21 protein-coding genes are annotated in these 18,439 nt (G+C 39.5%); 19 read left to right on the forward strand and 2 right to left on the reverse strand.

Features of this window, described 5'->3' with window-relative positions; genetic code table 11:
* Positions 1–25: 25 nt before the first annotated feature.
* The 16 genes from hisZ to rsfS all read left to right on the forward strand — a co-directional run bounded on the left by hisZ (position 26) and on the right by rsfS (position 13,195).
* Positions 26–1,147, forward strand: coding sequence for an ATP phosphoribosyltransferase regulatory subunit (hisZ, locus tag D6855_RS03520; RefSeq protein ID WP_120738062.1), 1,122 nt, complete (start codon positions 26–28; stop codon positions 1,145–1,147).
* A 5-nt stretch (positions 1,148–1,152) separates the two neighbouring features.
* Positions 1,153–1,791, forward strand: a complete 639-nt coding sequence (gene hisG / locus D6855_RS03525) for an ATP phosphoribosyltransferase (protein ID WP_120738064.1) — start codon at positions 1,153–1,155, stop codon at positions 1,789–1,791.
* The gene (hisD, locus tag D6855_RS03530) at positions 1,791–3,080 is read left to right on the forward strand and encodes a histidinol dehydrogenase (protein WP_120738066.1); all 1,290 of its coding nucleotides are present in this window, start codon (positions 1,791–1,793) and stop codon (positions 3,078–3,080) included. Before hisG ends, hisD begins: the two co-directional genes overlap by 1 nt.
* Positions 3,081–3,264: 184 nt before the next feature.
* Positions 3,265–3,855, forward strand: coding sequence for an imidazoleglycerol-phosphate dehydratase HisB (gene hisB, locus D6855_RS03535; RefSeq protein ID WP_120738068.1), 591 nt, complete (start codon positions 3,265–3,267; stop codon positions 3,853–3,855).
* 2 nt (positions 3,856–3,857) lie between these two features.
* Complete coding sequence (gene hisIE, locus D6855_RS03540; protein WP_120738070.1) at positions 3,858–5,048, forward strand: bifunctional phosphoribosyl-AMP cyclohydrolase/phosphoribosyl-ATP diphosphatase HisIE; 1,191 nt, start codon at positions 3,858–3,860, stop codon at positions 5,046–5,048.
* A gap of 11 nt (positions 5,049–5,059) precedes the next feature.
* Positions 5,060–6,940, forward strand: coding sequence for a TIGR03960 family B12-binding radical SAM protein (locus D6855_RS03545; protein WP_120738072.1), 1,881 nt, complete (start codon positions 5,060–5,062; stop codon positions 6,938–6,940).
* The gene (locus D6855_RS03550; protein WP_120738074.1) at positions 6,933–7,658 is read left to right on the forward strand and encodes a TIGR03936 family radical SAM-associated protein; all 726 of its coding nucleotides are present in this window, start codon (positions 6,933–6,935) and stop codon (positions 7,656–7,658) included. Before D6855_RS03545 ends, D6855_RS03550 begins: the two co-directional genes overlap by 8 nt.
* Positions 7,651–8,814, forward strand: coding sequence for a ribonuclease E/G (locus D6855_RS03555; protein WP_120738076.1), 1,164 nt, complete (start codon positions 7,651–7,653; stop codon positions 8,812–8,814). The genes D6855_RS03550 and D6855_RS03555 overlap by 8 nt, the downstream gene beginning before the upstream one ends.
* Positions 8,815–8,911: 97 nt before the next feature.
* Entirely contained in the window at positions 8,912–9,220 is a 309-nt protein-coding gene (gene rplU / locus D6855_RS03560) for a 50S ribosomal protein L21 (protein ID WP_120738078.1), read from the forward strand.
* A 21-nt stretch (positions 9,221–9,241) separates the two neighbouring features.
* Positions 9,242–9,571, forward strand: coding sequence for a ribosomal-processing cysteine protease Prp (locus tag D6855_RS03565; protein ID WP_120738080.1), 330 nt, complete (start codon positions 9,242–9,244; stop codon positions 9,569–9,571).
* A gap of 3 nt (positions 9,572–9,574) precedes the next feature.
* Positions 9,575–9,862, forward strand: a complete 288-nt coding sequence (gene rpmA, locus D6855_RS03570) for a 50S ribosomal protein L27 (protein WP_120738082.1) — start codon at positions 9,575–9,577, stop codon at positions 9,860–9,862.
* Between the two features lie 78 nt (positions 9,863–9,940).
* On the forward strand, positions 9,941–11,296 hold the full coding sequence (obgE, locus tag D6855_RS03575; protein ID WP_120738084.1) for a GTPase ObgE: 1,356 nt from the start codon (positions 9,941–9,943) through the stop codon (positions 11,294–11,296).
* Complete coding sequence (gene yhbY / locus D6855_RS03580) at positions 11,296–11,604, forward strand: ribosome assembly RNA-binding protein YhbY (RefSeq protein WP_120738086.1); 309 nt, start codon at positions 11,296–11,298, stop codon at positions 11,602–11,604. Before obgE ends, yhbY begins: the two co-directional genes overlap by 1 nt.
* A gap of 26 nt (positions 11,605–11,630) precedes the next feature.
* Entirely contained in the window at positions 11,631–12,239 is a 609-nt protein-coding gene (gene nadD / locus D6855_RS03585; protein WP_120738088.1) for a nicotinate-nucleotide adenylyltransferase, read from the forward strand.
* Positions 12,236–12,820: a bis(5'-nucleosyl)-tetraphosphatase (symmetrical) YqeK gene (yqeK, locus tag D6855_RS03590; protein ID WP_120738090.1), complete on the forward strand. Its 585-nt coding sequence runs from the start codon at positions 12,236–12,238 to the stop codon at positions 12,818–12,820. The genes nadD and yqeK overlap by 4 nt, the downstream gene beginning before the upstream one ends.
* Before the next feature lie 9 nt (positions 12,821–12,829).
* The gene (gene rsfS, locus D6855_RS03595; protein ID WP_120738092.1) at positions 12,830–13,195 is read left to right on the forward strand and encodes a ribosome silencing factor; all 366 of its coding nucleotides are present in this window, start codon (positions 12,830–12,832) and stop codon (positions 13,193–13,195) included.
* A 47-nt stretch (positions 13,196–13,242) separates the two neighbouring features.
* Here the strand turns inward: rsfS and lexA are convergent, their stop codons facing one another.
* Positions 13,243–13,860 carry a transcriptional repressor LexA gene (gene lexA / locus D6855_RS03600; RefSeq protein ID WP_120738094.1) on the reverse strand — a complete coding sequence of 206 codons (618 nt, stop codon included), beginning with the start codon at positions 13,858–13,860 and terminating at the stop codon, positions 13,243–13,245.
* 175 nt (positions 13,861–14,035) lie between these two features.
* Here lexA and D6855_RS03605 point away from each other — a divergent pair, with 175 nt between their 5' ends.
* Complete coding sequence (locus D6855_RS03605; protein ID WP_120738096.1) at positions 14,036–14,455, forward strand: hypothetical protein; 420 nt, start codon at positions 14,036–14,038, stop codon at positions 14,453–14,455.
* 54 nt (positions 14,456–14,509) lie between these two features.
* On the forward strand, positions 14,510–16,036 hold the full coding sequence (locus D6855_RS03610) for a DHH family phosphoesterase (protein ID WP_120738098.1): 1,527 nt from the start codon (positions 14,510–14,512) through the stop codon (positions 16,034–16,036).
* A gap of 3 nt (positions 16,037–16,039) precedes the next feature.
* Here the strand turns inward: D6855_RS03610 and D6855_RS03615 are convergent, their stop codons facing one another.
* Positions 16,040–17,104 (reverse strand): tyrosine-type recombinase/integrase, encoded by a 1,065-nt coding sequence (locus tag D6855_RS03615; protein WP_120738099.1) that lies wholly within the window; start codon positions 17,102–17,104, stop codon positions 16,040–16,042.
* 148 nt (positions 17,105–17,252) lie between these two features.
* Here D6855_RS03615 and D6855_RS03620 point away from each other — a divergent pair, with 148 nt between their 5' ends.
* Positions 17,253–18,371: a D-alanyl-D-alanine carboxypeptidase family protein gene (locus D6855_RS03620; RefSeq protein WP_158589455.1), complete on the forward strand. Its 1,119-nt coding sequence runs from the start codon at positions 17,253–17,255 to the stop codon at positions 18,369–18,371.
* Positions 18,372–18,439 lie beyond the last annotated feature (68 nt).

Genomic DNA, 18,439 nt, shown 5'->3' on the forward strand with positions numbered 1-18,439 from the left:
TGTGCATTACTAAAGTGAGGTTTATATGAACAAAGTATTATTACATACCCCAGACGGTGTAAGAGATATATATGGAACTGAATGCAGTGACCGTATACTTACCAAGGACAGGATCTATGGCAAGATGAAGAGCTTTGGATATCAGGATATCGATACCCCTACATTTGAGTTTTTCGATGTATTTGCTGATGAGATCAATACATCCGATGCAAAAGAGCTTTATAAGTTCTTTGATAAAGAAGGCAATACTCTTGTATTAAGGCCCGATTTTACACCTTCAATAGCAAGATGCGCATCAAAGGTCATGCTCGAGGATTCACAGCCTGTAAGAGTGGTTTACCAGGGTAAATCTTTTTTAAACACTTCTAATCTTCAGGGTAAGCTAAAGGAAAACTACGATATCGGAGTTGAGCTTTTGAATGACGACTCGGTATTTGCTGATGCTGAGATGATAGCTCTTTTGATCGAATCCCTTAAAAGCTCAGGCCTTTCAGAATTCCAGATAAGTATCGGAGATGCAGATTATTACAAGGGCCTTTGTGAGGAAGCTGGAATCGATGAAGAAACTGAGGAAATGGTAAGAGAGCAGATCCTTCAGAAGAATTATTTTGCAGCTGAGAACATCATGACTGAGAGACTTATCTCTGACAAGTACAAGGACCTTATAGTAAGATTTTCCGAGTTTATTGGCACAGATGAGGCTTTGGACAGAGCAAGACAGCAGGTAAGTAACGACAGGTCTATCCAGGCTATTTCAAGGCTTAAAAGGCTGTATCAGGTGCTCAAGGAATATAATGTGAGCCAGTATGTATCATTTGACCTTGGAATGCTAAGTAAATTCAACTATTACACCGGCGTGATCTTCAGTGCTTATACCTATGGAGTGGGCGATGCCATTGCTAAGGGAGGAAGATACGATTCACTTCTTGGCAAATATGGCAAGGATGCTCCTGCTATTGGATTTGTAATCTTACTGGATGACCTTATGTCTGCTCTTTACAGACAGAATATCGACATCCAGCATGAAGATGCTCCAGTAGTCATTGAGTTCGATGAACAATCATTTTCAGAGAGCCTTAAGAAGGCTTCTGAGCTTAGAGCAGCAGGAAAAGCTGTGGCTCTTAAAAACAGAAAGAGGGGAGAGTAAAGATAATGAGATATTTAACTTTTGCCCTTGGTAAAGGAAGACTTGTTAATGACACAATGGAGATCCTTAATAAATGCGGTATCCAGTGTGAAGAGATCCTTGATAAAAAGACCAGAAAGCTCATATTTACCAACGAAGAGCTTAAGCTGAAGTTCTTTTTGGCTAAGGGGCCAGATGTTCCTACATATGTTGAGTATGGCGCTGCAGATATTGGTATTGTTGGTGCTGATACCATTTTAGAAGAAAACAGAAGAGTATATGAGGTTTTAGATCTTGGCTTTGGCAAATGCAGAATGTGCGTATGCGGACCTCATGAGGCTAAAGAGCTCTTAGAGCATAGGGAGATGATCAGGGTTGCAAGTAAATACCCAAACATCGCCAAGGACTATTTCTTTAACAAAAAGCATCAGACAGTAGATATCATCAAGCTTAACGGATCAGTAGAGCTTGGACCTATCGTCAATCTGTCAGATGTTATCGTAGATATTGTTGAAACCGGTTCAACTCTTAGAGAGAATGGACTTGAAGTACTTGAGGAGATATGTCCTTTATCTGCCAGAATGATCGTAAATCAGGTCAGCATGCAGATGGAGACAGAGAGAATTCGCAAACTCATCAGTGATATTAAGGAGAATCTTGGTTAATGAGAACACTTAAGTTAACACAGCAGACTAAACAGGAGCTTTTGGGTAATCTGCTTAACAGAAATCCTGGAAGCTATACAGAATACGAAGAAACAGTAAATGGAATAATAAATGATATTCGAAATAATGGCGATAAAGCTTTGTTTGAATATACAGAGAAATTTGACAAATGTAAGCTCGATGCTACCTGTGTTAAAATAACAGATGATGAGATTAAAGAGGCCTATGCAGCCCTTGATCCTGAGTTCATCGAGGTTATGAAAAAGAGTGCTGAGAATATCAGAGTCTTTCATGAGAAGCAAAAGAGAAATACCTGGATCGACACCAGGGAAGATGGAAGTATCCTTGGCCAGAGAATTCTCCCAATAGAAATCTCTGGAGTTTATGTTCCAGGTGGTAAGGCTGCATATCCAAGCAGCGTTCTTATGAATGTTGTTCCTGCAAAAGTAGCTGGAGTTGAGAGAATAGTAATGTGTACGCCTCCTGGTAAGGATGGCAAGGTTAACCCAGGTACACTGGTAGCTGCAGACATAGCAGGTGTTACAGAAAGCTATAAAGTGGGCGGGGCACAGGCTATAGCTGCCATGGCTTTCGGTACAGAGAGCATTCCCAAGGTTGATAAGATCACTGGACCAGGTAATATCTTTGTTGCCCTTGCTAAAAAGGCCTGCTTTGGCCATGTATCAATTGATTCTATTGCAGGTCCAAGTGAGATCCTTGTTCTTGCAGATGAAACCGCTAATCCAAGATATGTAGCAGCAGATCTATTGTCACAGGCAGAACACGATGAAATGGCCAGCGCAATACTGGTTACAACATCTCAGGAAGTAGCAGATAAGGTTTCAGCTGAGATAGACGAGTTCTTAAAGACATTATCAAGGGCAGAGATCATCAAGAAATCCCTGGATAATTACGGATATATCTTTGTTGCTGAAAACATGGAAGATGCTATAGAAGCCGCTAATGCAGTTGCTTCAGAGCACCTTGAGATCATTACCAGAAATCCTTATGAAGTAATGACCAAGATCAAGCATGCAGGAGCCATATTCCTTGGAGATTATTCTTCTGAACCTTTAGGAGATTACTTTGCTGGACCAAACCACATTTTGCCTACAAACCGCACAGCCAGGTTCTTCTCACCGCTTTCAGTAGATGATTTCGTTAAGAAAACAAGTATTATTTCGTATTCACAACAGGCATTATATAATGTTCATAAGGATATTGAATTGTTTGCAACCAGAGAGGGGCTTACAGCACATGCAAATTCCATCGCAGTCAGGTTTGAGTAAGTGATTCAATATGTTATGATAATGACTGATATGGATAATACCGATTAAATCACATTTGTAATTGTGTAAAATTGTGTTAAAAATGCAAGTTAACTTTCTAAATTATAAATTAAATGCAAGTTTACATAATGTTTATAATTTAAAATGACAATATTTAGTATCAGACAAAAGGGAGCCACAAGCTATGGTTAAAAGAGAAGCCACCGTAACACGAAAAACGCAAGAAACAAATATAAAAATTTCATTAAACCTCGATGGCACTGGAGTTTCTAGCATCGAAACAGGCATCGGATTTTTCGATCACATGCTTGCAGGATTTGCAAAACATGGTCTTTATGACATGGATGTCAGGGTTTCTGGAGACCTTGAGGTAGATGGTCACCACACAGTAGAAGATACCGGAATAGTGCTTGGACAGGCCATTGCGCAGGCTCTTGGCGACAAAAAAGGAATTAAGCGCTATGGAAGCATGATCCTTCCTATGGATGAAACTCTTGTAATGAGCGCAGTTGACCTTTGTGGAAGACCTTATTTTGTTATGGATGCAGAGTTTGAATCACCTATGGTAGGAGATTTTGACACCCAGCTTGTTAGAGAATTCTTCTATGCTGTATCTTATTCAGCAGCCATGAATCTACACCTAAGGGTTATCACAGGTCTTAATGACCACCACAAGATCGAAGCCATGTTCAAGGCTTTTGCCAAGGCTTTGGATGAGGCTTCAACATTTGATCCAAGGATCACAGATGTACTTAGCACTAAAGGAGCGCTTTGATTATGCAGGATAACAGACAAAAAGTAGTTGGATATATATTTCTTTCAAATGGCAAGGTTGTATCATCACTTGACAAGATATCAGCAGTTAGTGATGATCCGGTAGCATTTTGTGGCAGCATTTCAGATAATGGTGCTGACGAGATCATTGTTTTCGATATGTCAGAGTCAGGTAATGACGCAGCTCACGAGGATGCTCTTGATATTATCAAGGACATTTGCAAGGAAGTTGATGTTCCTGTGACAGGTGCTGGCAATGTTAAGCGTATGGAAGACATCAAAAAACTTCTCTATGCTGGCTGCAAAAAAGCTGCACTCAACTTCTCAAAACCTGGAAATATTGAGATTTTGAAGGAAGTATCAGAGAAGTTTGGTAAGGACAAGATTGTTATCTGCTACGATGATCAGAAGGTTATAGATGAAAACAAGGACCAGATCGATACTTTTGCTTGTGAACTCATTCAGTTTACATGCAATAATGGCTCTTTTGTTCCTGCTCCAGAGTCTAAAGACGCTAAGTTTTACGACGGAAAAGATATTATAGAAAAGGACGTAGCTGACAGGGCTCTTACAAGCTCTTTTACCTGGGGAGACCTTAAGAAGAACTCTGACGGAATGGTACCGGTTATCGTTCAGGACTATAGAACTGATCAGGTTCTTATGCTTGCTTACATGAACGAAGAGGCCTATAACACTACACTTGCAACTGGTAAAATGACCTATTTTAGCAGAAGCAGAAACGAGCTTTGGATAAAGGGCGAGACCAGCTCTCATTATCAGTATGTTAAGAGTCTTACTGCTGACTGCGATATGGATACTATCCTTGCAAAAGTTAAGCAGATTGGAGTAGCTTGTCACACAGGCAGCTATTCCTGCTTCTTTAATGAGATTGCCAAAAAAGACTATAGCGAAAAGAATCCTCAGAAGGTTCTTGATAGTGTATATGAAGTCATTAAAGACAGAAAAACTAATCCAAGAGAAGGTTCATACACTAATTACCTGTTCGATAAGGGCATAGACAAGATCCTTAAAAAGGTTGGCGAAGAGGCCACAGAGATGGTCATTGCTGCCAAAAACCCTAATGACAACGAAGTTATTTACGAAATGTCAGATTTCCTGTATCATATGATGGTCCTCATGGCTGTTAAAAATGTTAGCTGGGAGGATATAACAGACGAACTGTCGAGACGATAAAGGAAAGTGAAATGAACGAAAACTTAGCTCTTTCAGATGAGACATTGCTCAGTATTGAGAAGCCAGAGAGATACATAGGCAACGAAGTTAACTGCGTAATGAAGGATAAAGAGAAGGTGGATATCAGATTCGCCTTTTGTTTTCCTGATGTTTATGAGATTGGAATGTCTCATCTTGGAATACAGATTCTTTATGGAATGTTTAACTCCTACGAAGATGTTTGGTGCGAACGTGTCTATTCACCATGGATGGACATGGACGCTGTTATGAGGAGTCAGAACATTCCTCTTTTTGCGCTTGAATCTCAGGATAAGGTAAAGGATTTTGATTTCCTTGGCTTTACCCTGCAGTATGAGATGTGCTACACCAATATCCTTCAGATTCTTGATCTTTCTGGGATTCCATTTAAAACAGCAGACAGGACATGGGAAGATCCTATTGTTATAGGCGGCGGACCATGCACCTATAACCCTGAACCAATCGCAGACTTCTTTGATATTTTCTACATCGGAGAGGGCGAGACCAGGTACAGGGAGCTTTTTGATCTCTATAAAAAAGCAAAAAATGATGGCATTTCCAGACAGGACTTCCTTCATATGGTTGCGAAGATTCCAGGTATGTATGTTCCATCTCTTTATGATGTTAAGTACAAGGAGGATGGCACCATTCTCTCTATGGATCCTGTATATCCAGATGTACCAAGGACTGTCTACAAGGAAATGTGTCTTGATCTGTCAAAAGAGTTTTATCCTACAAAGCCTGTTGTTCCCTATATCAAGGTCACACAGGACAGAGTAGTTCTTGAGATCATGCGTGGCTGCATAAGAGGCTGCAGATTCTGTCAGGCTGGACAGCTCTATAAGCCACTTCGCGAAAAGGATGTTGATTATCTTAAGAAGATTTCTCTTGAATCCCTTAAGAATACAGGATATGAGGAGATTTCCTTAAGTTCGCTAAGTTCCAGTGATTATTCAAAGCTCCCGGAGCTTCTGGATTTCCTTATCGAAAGCTGTAATGAGAAAAAGATAAATATCTCTCTTCCAAGCCTTCGTATTGATGCATTCTCTCTGGATGTAATGAGCAAGGTTCAGGACGTAAAAAAGAGCAGTCTCACATTTGCTCCTGAGGCTGGAACCCAGAGAATGAGAGATGTAATTAACAAGGGCCTTACAGAAGAGGATATTTTAAGAGGCTCTGAGCAGGCTTTCCTTGGAGGCTGGAATAAGGTTAAGCTCTACTTTATGCTGGGTCTTCCTGGAGAAACTGACGACGATATCCTTGGAATCGGAGATATAGCCAATAAGATTGCTGTAAGGTATTTCGAAACTGTCCCAAAGGAAAAGAGAAACGGTAGAACTATAGATATTGTTGCAAGTACCTCATTCTTTGTCCCAAAGCCATTTACACCTTTCCAGTGGGCAAGAATGAATACCAAGGAGGAATTCCTTGATAAGGCCAATAAGACCAGAAAAGGTATTATGGCACAGCTTAACCAGAAGCATATCAAATATAACTGGCACGAAGCTGATGCCAGCATGATGGAAGGTATTTTCGCAAGGGGCGACAGAAAGCTTAATGACGTCATCTTAAAGGCTTATCAGAAGGGCTGTATTTTTGATGCCTGGAGCGAATACTTTGACTTTGGCAAGTGGATGGAAACCTTTGAAGAATGCGGAATTGATCCTTTCTTCTATACAACAAGGGAAAGAGCTGATGATGAGATCTTCCCTTGGGATATACTTAACTGCGGCGTAACAAAAGAATTCCTTTTAAGAGAATGGAAGAATTCCATAAAAGGAACGCCTTCTACCAATTGCAGAAAAGGCTGCCTTGGATGCGGAGCTGCATCTTATGGAGTCGGTGTATGTAAGGAGGGCAAGATAAATGAATAAATTACGCCTGAAATTTTCAAAAAACGGCCCTATTAAGTTTATCGGACATCTGGATGTCATGAGATATTTCCAGAAGGCTATAAGAAGAGCAGACATTGATATCAAATATTCTGAAGGCTTTAGCCCACATCAGGTGTTATCTTTTGCTCAACCACTTAGTGTTGGTGCTACCAGTGATGGTGAATACCTTGATATGACTGTTAATTCCATGGTTTCTACTCAGGATATCATGTACAGACTTAACAGCGTGATGAATGAAGGTATAAAAATACTGGCTATTACTGAGCTCAAAGAAGGCGAGGACAAAGCAATGACATTGTCCTATGCCGCCAGATACTGTTTACAGCTCAGAAAGAGCGCCGATTTTCCTGACTGGACATACAAGATGGAGGAATACCTTAAGGGTGATCATCTTCCAGCCATGAAGAAAACAAAGAGTGGCGAAAAAGAAATTGATATGAAACAAATGTTATTCGATTATACTTTCGACCATGAAAACAGCAGTGTTGACATGCTTCTTAGCATGAGTAGCAAAGAGACTCTTAAACCAGCACTTCTTTTCGAGTACTTTTACAAGAGTCTTGATAAGGAATTTGATACCAAGTTCCTGGATATCCACAGGATAGATATCTACAAATCTGGCGAGGATCAGAAAGGCACTTATATTGAGCCTTTCATAACAGATGATATAAATAAGAGAATATACTTAAATGGCTGATATCTTTGTTACCGAATATGAAAAATACCCTGTTGTATCTGCATATATTGATAATAAGCTTTCATTTTTGTCTCTTGTAAGGGACTCTGAACTTGGAAGTATTTATTTATGTCGCGTTGATAACATACTTCAAAACCTGCAGTCTGCCTTTGTAAGGTTTGGAGATGGGCAGATAGGATATGTTCCTTTTAAGAGCATACTCCCTGTAAGTGTAACTGGTAGGAAGATACTTTCTGCAAAAGATCTAAGACAGGGCGACGAGATTATCCTTCAGATTGATACAGAAGCCCTTAAGCTGAAAAAAGCCAAGCTTACTTCTTATATATCAATATCTGGCAAATACTCAGTAGTTACACTTGGAAGAAAAGGTGTAGGCGCATCCTTAAAGCTTCCTGATGATCTTAGAGAGAGCCTTATTTCTGATGTAAAAGGAGAGCTTCCATCAATAATGGATGGCCTCAATGAACTCCTTAGAGAAACTGGCTTTGGGATCATCATAAGAACCGAAGCATCAGAACTTCAAAGGGATGAAGCTCTTTTAACCATCCTAAATGATATAAGGGAATGTGCTTATGAGCTTGAGCGCATACTGACTGAAGGCAGGAGCAGATCAGTATATTCCTGTATAAAAAAGGGAAAATCCGGAGACATCGAGGATCATATACTAAAGGCTAAAAACTTCCTTAAATCAAGGGGAATAGAAGAATATAACATTATTAATGAATCTGTTGTATATAGTATCAGACAGGACATAGATAAACTTACGCACAACAGAGTGTGGCTTAAGAGCGGTGGATTTCTTATTATAGAACAGCTTGAGAGCTTTAATGCCATAGATGTTAATTCCGGTAAAGCTATTGATAAGAAGAGAGATACTCTTTCCAAGATCAATTATGAAGCCGCTGAAGAGATATTCAGACAGATACGTCTTCGTAATCTCTCTGGAATGATCCTTATAGATTTTATCAATTTGAAAGATGCGCAGGATATTGAAAAACTCTGTGATTATGTAAGAAAGCTTGCCAGAAAAGAGCCTGTACATACTGAGTTTGTGGACATAACGGGACTTGGTATAGTTGAGCTTACAAGAAGTAAAAATGATAAAACGTTAAAAGAAGTATTGGAAAATAATACAGAGGCTGTTGACAACGGATAAACCCTGTGCTATTATACCATGGTATGCCGCTTAACTAGGCTTAAGTGGGCCTTGCCCCGCCGAAGTTAGCGAGTTTTTTAGAAGAAGGAGGTAACTTATGTACGCAATTATTGTAACTGGTGGAAAGCAGTACAAAGTTTCCGAGGGCGATGAGATCAAGGTTGAGAAGCTTGATGTAGAGCCTGGAAAAGAAGTAACATTTGACAATGTTATTGCAGTAAACGATGACAAGGCACTTAAGGTTGCAGGCGATGTTTCTGGTGCTAAGGTTAGCGCAACAGTAGTTGAGCAGGGCCGTGCTAAGAAGGTTGTTGTTTACAAGTACAAGAGAAAGACTGGCTATCACAAGAAGAACGGTCATAGACAGCCATTTACACTTGTTAAGATCGACAAGATTTCTATGTAATTTAAACTGGGTCGATATACCATGACTACTATTACAATTACCAAGACTTCCGATGACAATTATAAAGAATTTGAATGTAATGGTCATGCTGGATATGCAGAATATGGAGAGGACATTGTTTGTGCAGCTGTTTCAGTGCTGACGATCAACACCCTCAATTCCATAGAGAAGCTTACAAAAGATGAAATAGATGTCTTTGAAAGCGAAAAGGATGGAATCATCCGTGTAACTTTCAAGGATATTCCTTCAAAGGAATCAGATCTGCTTCTTAAATCTTTTGAACTTGGTGTTACAGGTATATACGATCAGTACGGTAAGAAGTTTTTGAACATTAAATTTAGGAGGGTATAAGTCATGATGAATATGAACCTTCAATTTTTTGCTCATAAGAAGGGTGTTGGATCTACTAAGAACGGTAGAGATTCAGAATCCAAGAGACTTGGAGCAAAAAGAGCTGATGGACAATTCGTAAAGGCTGGTAATATTTTATACAGACAGCGCGGAACACACATTCATCCAGGTGTAAATGTTGGAATCGGTAGCGATGACACACTCTTTGCACTTGTTGATGGTATTCTTAGATTTGAGCGCAAGGGCAGAGATAAAAAGCAGGCTAGCGTTCATCCTGTAGAGAATAAGTAATTAGTAATGTGATTTATCAGGCTTCAAACATTGTTCGTTTGAAGCCTATTTTTTTCAAAACATATTTGAGGTAAACATATGCCTGTATTTGTTGATAAAGCGAAAATATTCATTCAAAGCGGTAAAGGCGGCGACGGTCATATCTCTTTTCGCAGAGAAAAATATGTACCTAACGGCGGTCCTGATGGCGGCGATGGTGGAAAAGGCGGAGATATCATATTCGAAGTAGATAAGGGCATCAACACCCTTGCTGATTTTCACTATGGCGGTAAGTACAAAGCTGAGAATGGTGAAAATGGAAATAAGAGGAGGATGCATGGTAAAAATGGATCCGACCTCATTATCAATGTACCTGAGGGTACAGTTATAAAAGACGCAGAGAGCGGAAAAGTTATCGCTGATATGAGCGGTGAGAACAGCAGAATGGTAGTCCTTAAGGGCGGAAGAGGCGGAAATGGTAATATGCACTACGCCACATCCACCATGCAGGCTCCAAAATACGCTCAGCCAGGTCAGCCAGCCATGGAGCTTGAGGTTTTACTTGAGCTTAAGGTAATTGCTGACGTTGGTCTTGTTGGTTTCCCTAATGTAGGTAAGTCAACATTCCTTTCAAAGGTTTCTAATGCGAAGCCTAAGATTGCAAACTATCATTTCACAACTCTTTCTCCCATGCTTGGAGTAGTTGATCTTGATGATGCAAAGGGCTTTGTTGTAGCTGATATTCCTGGTCTTATTGAGGGAGCTTCAGAGGGAGCGGGTCTTGGACATGAGTTCCTTCGCCATATCGAGAGAACAAGGATGATGATCCATGTTGTGGATGCAGCATCTACAGAAGGCCGTGACCCAATGGAGGATCTGGAGGCTATAAACAGCGAGCTTGAGCGCTACAATGCCGATATTACCAAAAAGAAACAGGTAATTGCTGCCAATAAGATAGATATGCTTCCTGAGGGAGAAGATTCTGAGATCATCAAAAAGATCAGGGAAAAGTATGAACCACTTGGCGTTAAGGTCTTTGCCACATCCACCCTTACTGGAAAAGGCATCAAAGACTTGTTATACTATGTAAGTAGGACCCTTTCTGAGATCAACGAAGAGCCTGTGGTATTTGAACAGGAATTCTTCCCTGAACAGGAGCTTAAGGATATTGATGATGCATTCTCAGTATTCTATGACAGCGACGAAGCTGAATACGTAATAGAAGGTCCTAAGATTGAGAAGATGCTTGGTTACACCAACCTTGAATCTGAAAAGGGCTTTGCATTCTTCCAGAAATTCCTTGCTGATAACGGTATTCTCGATGAACTTGAGAAGCTCCACATCGGCGAAGGCGATACAGTAAGAATGTACGGATACAGTTTTGAATACTATCGAAATGCAGACACAATGCCTGTAGATGACATAGACGAAGATGACAATGAGGACGAAGAATAATGACATTAACCAGTAAACAGAGAGCATATTTAAAGAGCCTTGCAGCTGACCTTGATCCTGTTTTTCAGATCGGTAAGGGAAGCGTAACACCTGAGGTTATAGATGCTATTTCAGAAGCTTTTAACACACATGAGCTTATTAAGATAACTGTATTAAAGAACTGCCTTGATGATGTCAAGGAAGTCGCTATTACAGTATCAGAGCGTTCAAGATCTGATCTTGTTCAGGTCATTGGCCGTAAGTTTGTTTTATACAAGCCTTTCAAGGATGATCCTAAGATCATTTTACCTAAGAGTAAAAAGAACTAAGTCAAACCAATAACGGAGGCCCAAATATGGAATGCAGAAAAATCGGAATTCTTGGCGGAACTTTTGATCCTATCCATAATGCTCACCTTCTTCTTGGTGAAGCCGCAAGGGAGCAGTTTGGCCTTGACAGAATAATCTATATTCCAAATAATCTGGCTCATTTCATCAACAGAACAGAGATAACCAGTGGAGACATCAGGTATCAGATGGTTAAGATGGCCATTGCTGATAACCCTTATTTCACCTGTTCAAGACTTGAGATTGACAAGCCAGAGGGAATCTACACTTATGACACCATTCAGGAGCTCAAACTGATGTATCCAGGTGATGAGCTTTACCTCATCCTTGGAGGCGACTCAGTTATCGGACTTGATACATGGTATAAGGCAAAAGAGCTGATGCAGTCCTGTGTTATTTTGGCTGCAGTCAGAGCTGATGACGATCTTGCAGCCCTTGATAAAAAACAGAGAGAGCTGGCTACCAGATTTGGTGCAGATATCAGACTTATGACCTTTAACAGGATCGACATCTCGTCAACCGAGATAAGACAAAGGGTCAAGACAGGAAGATCAGTAAGATATCTCATGCCTGAGCAGTGTATAGAATACATGTGCATTAAGGGGCTTTATAGATGAAGACTATTGAGATTTCACAGAAGCTTCGTAAGCAATTGGAAAAAGAGCTAAAACCAGACCGTTTTGATCATACTCTTGGTGTGGCTTATACAGCAGCAAGTATGGCTTTTGTTCATGGCGCTGATGTAGAAAAGGCTCTTATCGCAGGTTTTCTTCATGATTGCGCCAAGTGTATGTCCCATGAAGAACAGATCAAGATCTGCGAAAAACATAATATAGAGATTTCCGATGTGGAACGCAGGAATCATTCTCTGCTTCACGCAAAGGTTGGTATGTATCTTGCAAGGACTAAATATGACGTCTATGATACGGATATATTAAATGCAATAAGATGGCATACCACAGGAAGAGAAGATATGTCTCTTCTTGAAAAGATCGTGTATATTGCAGATTTTATTGAGCCTAACAGAAAGCTTCTTGAAGACATGGGAGAGATAAGGCAAGAGGCATTTACAGATATTGATAAATGTCTTGCTCACATCCTTCACAATTCTGTTATTTACCTTAAAACCATAGGAAAAGAAGTAGATGAGGCAACTACTATTGCCTACGAATACTACAAAGACAAATACAAAAAATAAGAGGTGTACATGTCAGATTTAGAGAATTCAAAGAAAATGGCAGCCCTGGCTGTCGATGCCCTTGATGATAGAAAGGGTGAAGATATCAGAGTTATCGATATCAGCAGTATCTCTACTCTTGGAGATTACTTTATCATTGCTGCAGGTACCAATAGAAACCAGGTACAGGCTCTTGCGGATAACGTGCAGGAGAAGCTTGGAAGAGAAGGATATCTTACCAAGAATATTGAAGGATATGATGGTGCAAACTGGATCCTTCTTGATTTTGGTGATATCATTGTTCACGTCTTCGACAGTGAAAACAGATTATTCTACGATCTTGAGAGAATCTGGAGAGATGGAAAGGCTATTGAGCCTTCAGAACTAACTAAATAATTGTAAAGAAAAAGGCCTGAAACTTCATTGTTTCAGGCCTTAAATATTTAATAGAATCTCATTACACCAAATACCTTACCAAGTATCTTGCAATCATCAACAATGATAGGATCCATGCTGTCATTCTCTGGCTGAAGTCTGATGTGATCCTTCTCCTTGTAGAAAGTCTTAACTGTGGCGGAATCATCTATAAGCGCTACAACCTGATCCCCATTTTTGGCTGTATTGCAAACCTGGACAAAAAGCTTGTCGCCGTTATAGATTCCAGCATTTATCATTGAATCGCCCTTAACATTAAGAATAAAGGCATCTGATCCCTTAGGGCACATCTCTGCTGGAATAGGAATATAGGAATCGATATTCTCTTCAGCTAAAATAGGTGTACCTGCAGCAACCTGTCCAATAACGGGAATGCTGACGATCTCGGTTCTGACCATATTAAAGCCATCATCGCAGATCTCAATAGCTCTTGGCTTGGTAGGATCTCTTCTGATATATCCGTTCTTTTCAAGTGTTTCAAGATGGGAGTGAACAGAAGAAGTGGATTTTAAATTAACAGCCTTGCATATATCCCTTACTGCTGGTGGGAATCCACGAGAAAGTGTCTGTTCCTTGATATATTCAAGAATCTCTTGCTGCTTGGGCGATATCTTACCTTTTGACATATGACCCCTCCTATAATATTGTCACTAACTAAATACAGTATAGCACACCAAAGTATAAAAAAGCAAATGTTTGTTCGGAAAATATGTTCGAAAAATGTTGACAAACGAAAATATGTTCGATAATATAATTACAGAACAACTGTTCGTAACAAATGTTCGCATTGGAGGATTTGATATGAGTGATGCTATGAGAGCCGCAGCAAGTTTATATAATGATCCAAGATATTACAGCAAGAGCGAAGTTCGCATTCGCAAGAACAAGATCAGAAGAGCAAGGATCTTCAGAAGACAGGTATGCCTGCTTTGCGTCACTGTAGCTCTTCTTATTTTCATAGGTTTTTTATTTGCATCTACAATCAAATCTGAGGCTCAGTCTGATACATTTGTACCAGAATTCAAATACTACAAGACTGTTACTGTACACAGTGATGATACAATGTGGAATCTGACACAGGCTGATTATTCATCTGAACATTATGATGACATGCAGGACTATATAGCTGAGATATGCTCAATCAACTCAATTTCTGATCCTGACAGACTCAATGCAGGAGAAAGTCTTGTAGTTCCTTATTATTCCACAGAGTTCAAATAATTTTAGCCTTATTTTCTTCCAGGAAGTAATATATAATACTCTTGGGAGAAAAATATGAAATTATCCAGTCTATTAAATTACAATTCTATCGTTATACAATGCCATGACAATCCTGATGCAGATGCTATCTGTTCAGGATATGTTTTATACAGTTATTTCAAATCCCATGGAAAAAAGGTCAGATTCATCTATTCTGGCAATTTTGAGATCAGCAAGAGCAACCTGGTCTATCTTATTCAAAAACTCCATATTCCAATTGAATATGTAACTTCTTTAAGAACAAAACCGGATCTTCTTCTTATGACAGACTGCCAATATGGAGAAGGTAATGTTAAGAAGTTTAATGCAAAAGAAATAGCAGTTATCGATCACCATCAGGTTTCTGCCAATCTGCCTAAGCTCAATGAAGTTCGAAGTAACCTTGGCAGTTCCTGTACAGTAATATGGTATCTTCTCAAGATTGATAATGAAGAGAAGATCATCGATAAGAAAGTTGCAACAGCACTGTACTATGGCTTATATTCTGATACTAACGCTTTTTCCGAGATGGCACATCCTTTGGACCGTGATATGATCGATTCCCTGGACTATGATAAGGCGCTTATTTTAAAGCTTAAGAATATGAACCTGACATTAAAAGAAGCCAGAATTGCAGGCGTAGCCATGCTTGGTGTTGAGTATCACAAGGACAACCACTACGCAATTCTTAGAAGTGAGCCCTGTGACCCCAATATCCTTGGCCTTATAGGTGATTTTATTGTAGGTGTTGATACTGTAGATGTATGTCTTGTTTATAGCGTATTGTCATTTGGCGTTAAGTTTTCCATAAGAAGCTGCGTGCCAGAGACAAGGGCTGACGAGCTTGCGACATTTATTTCAGATAAAATTGGGTCCGGCGGCGGACATACTGAAAAAGCTGGCGGAGTATTTAAGAATGAACTTATTAAGAAGTATTATCCTGATTACAACTGTGTAGATGATGATTCTTCAAAGGTGTCCATATCAAGTATTATTCAGACCAGAATGAATGATTATTTTGAGAATTCCAAGATAATCTACGCCAAGAAAACCAAGCTTGATACTTCATCAATGACCAAGTATGTAAGAACACCTCTTGTTGTTGGATTTGTTAAACCGCAAAGCCTAATTCCGTCAGGTAATATGGCTATTGTCAGAACGCTAAAGGGCGATAACAATATTGAGATCAAGGACAATACTGTGCTTATCATTGGTAATTCAGGTGATGTTTCTGTGATCACAGAAGAGAAGTTTGATAGCGCATATACAAAGACCGGCAAGAAATTTAAGCTCAACGTTGATTATTCACCTAATATCAAGAATGCTGATACAGGTAAACTCATTCCTCTTATGCCAGAAGCCAGGGGCTGTATCTCTACTGGTGAACTTACTGTTTATGCCAAAAAGCTCACAAGCTTTACCAAAGTCTTCCCTTACTGGGACAGTGATACCTATATGATAGGTCAGAAAGGGGATTATATTGCAGTAAGTGCTGATGATCCTCACGATATTTTTATAATAGAAAAGGCCTTCTTTAAGAAGACCTATAAGATGGTAAAGTGATATTTACTTTTTATCCTCACGGAGTCTTACCATTCTGGCTGCCCTACGACGGTTTTCATCCTCCTGGGCAGCATAATGTTTCCTGGTGGTATTAACGTCCTTGTGGCCAAGAACATCAGCTACAAGATAAATATCTCCTGATTCTTTGTATAGATTTGTGCCAAAAGTGCTACGAAGCTTATGAGGTGTGATCTTCTTAAGTGTAGTAACATTTCTGGCATATTTTTTTACAAGATTTTCAACCGCCCTTACAGTAATACGCTTATTCTGAAGAGACAGGAATACTGCATTTTCACTGCCTTCGCAGGGAATCATAAGTTTTCTCTGCTCAAGATAATCTAAAAGAGCAGTTCTTACTTCATCAGGGAAATAGATTATTGTGTTATAGCCACCTTTTCTATGGATCTTAAGGCCATTGTTGTCAAAATCAATGTCATCCATATCTATTCCAACGCACTCGGAAACACGGATACCTGTGCCAAGAAGAAGGGTCAAAAGAGCTACATCGCGTAGCTTGGTCTTTTCATGGTATTTAAGCTGTGATTTTGTAAGTTTTTCTCCAGCTTCAACCTGATCCAACAAAATAGCGACTTCGTTTGGCTCAAGCCTGATGATCTCATGTTCATGGAGCTTTGGCATATTAACAAGCTCAGCTGTGTTTCTTGTTATCATCTCAGCTTTATAAAAGTAACTGAACATAGAACGAAGAGCAGACATTTTGCGCTTTTTCCCCTGCTCAGCGTTAGTTATCTCTTTGGAATCCTTCTCATAAAGAGAAAGATACTGCAAATATTCTTCAAGGTCCTCTCGCTCAATCTTTTCAAGTACGTCTATGGTGTAATCCTTGATATCAATCTTGGAAAGAGCTGGATTTTCTGAATGAAGATACTCAAAAAATACGCGAATATCATAGGCGTAACCAAGCCTTGTTCTTGCAGATGTGGTAGGCTCAATACCTCTAAAATACTGTCTGCAAAAACGAGGAAGATTATCTAACACTTCGCGCATCTTGATAGTATTTAATTTGTCCTGTTCTTCGTAATACTTGTCATCACTGTAATTATTCATATTCACATTATATCATAGAAGAAAAACCCAATAATACCAATTATTGTATGAAATATCGATTATTGCATAAATCTAGTGGTTTTATATTGATGATACCCCTTCTAAAATGTTAAGATTATTTCGTTCCATTCATTTTTGGGGGTATAAGTTGGGTACACGAGCAAATTACAGGAAAAAAGACGGATCTAGATTATCCGCCGTAGAATATAGAAAAAGACGAAAAAGAGAAATCTATTTCCATATCAGCCTGGTTATTCTAATACCAATTTTGTTGATCACCGTAGTATTTGTTGCTGTAAATAAGATCAAAAATGGAAATGATCAGGTAGAGCCAGGTGAAATTGCAGATAACTCCACTCAGGAGCTTACAATCATTGATACTATGATCGAAGATGTTGAAATAGAAGAGGAGAATCCATATCTTGCAAGATCAGCTGATTCAGACAGCTTTTTTGATGGATATGACGCAAGTCTCGACTCCGACACCGTTGGTATTACAAGTGAAGAAGTGCAGAGCACCTATGGTCTACTAATTAATTTGGATACTGGTAAGGTTATTGCTTCAAAAGAAGGCAATGTCACTATAAATCCCGCATCAATGACCAAAATCCTTACATTATTAGTGGCTGTTGAGCATCTTGATAACATTGATAATACTTTCACAATGACACAGGAGATAGGGGATTACGTTTTCAAGAACGATTGTAGCCAGGTAGGTTTCGAAGTAGGTGAAGAAGTAACTGTAAAAGATCTTTTATATGGCACGATCTTACCTTCAGGAGCTGATGCAGCCATGTGCCTTGCTGAATATGTAGCTGGATCTCAGGAAGCATTTGTTCAGATGATGAATGACAAGCTGGATGAACTTGGATTATCAGATACAGCTCATTTTACCAATTGTATAGGCGTATATGACAAAGATCATTACTGTACATTACTTGATATGGCCATGATACTTAAGGCCGCAGAAGAAAACGAATTATGTCATGAAATATTAAACGCAAGAACATATCTGACGACACCGACAGCACAGCATCCAGATGGGCTTCAGATTTCTAACTGGTTTTTGCGTCGAATTGAGGATAAAGATACCCATGGAGATGTTGTGGGTGCCAAAACAGGATTTGTTAATGAATCAGGGTGTTGTGGAGCATCCTATGAGATATCCAATGATGGAACCCACTATATATGTGTAACAGCAGACGCCTGGAGCTCCTGGAGATGCATATACGACCAGGTTGATATATATAGCACATTCGGTAAATAATCAAAGTAAACGCAACATATTTCAATTAAAATTTTTCTTAAACTAAATGCAACGAAAGTCAGTGTCTA

Source organism: Butyrivibrio sp. CB08, assembly GCF_003625485.1.
In the GTDB taxonomy this organism is placed as follows: Bacteria; Bacillota; Clostridia; order Lachnospirales; family Lachnospiraceae; genus Butyrivibrio.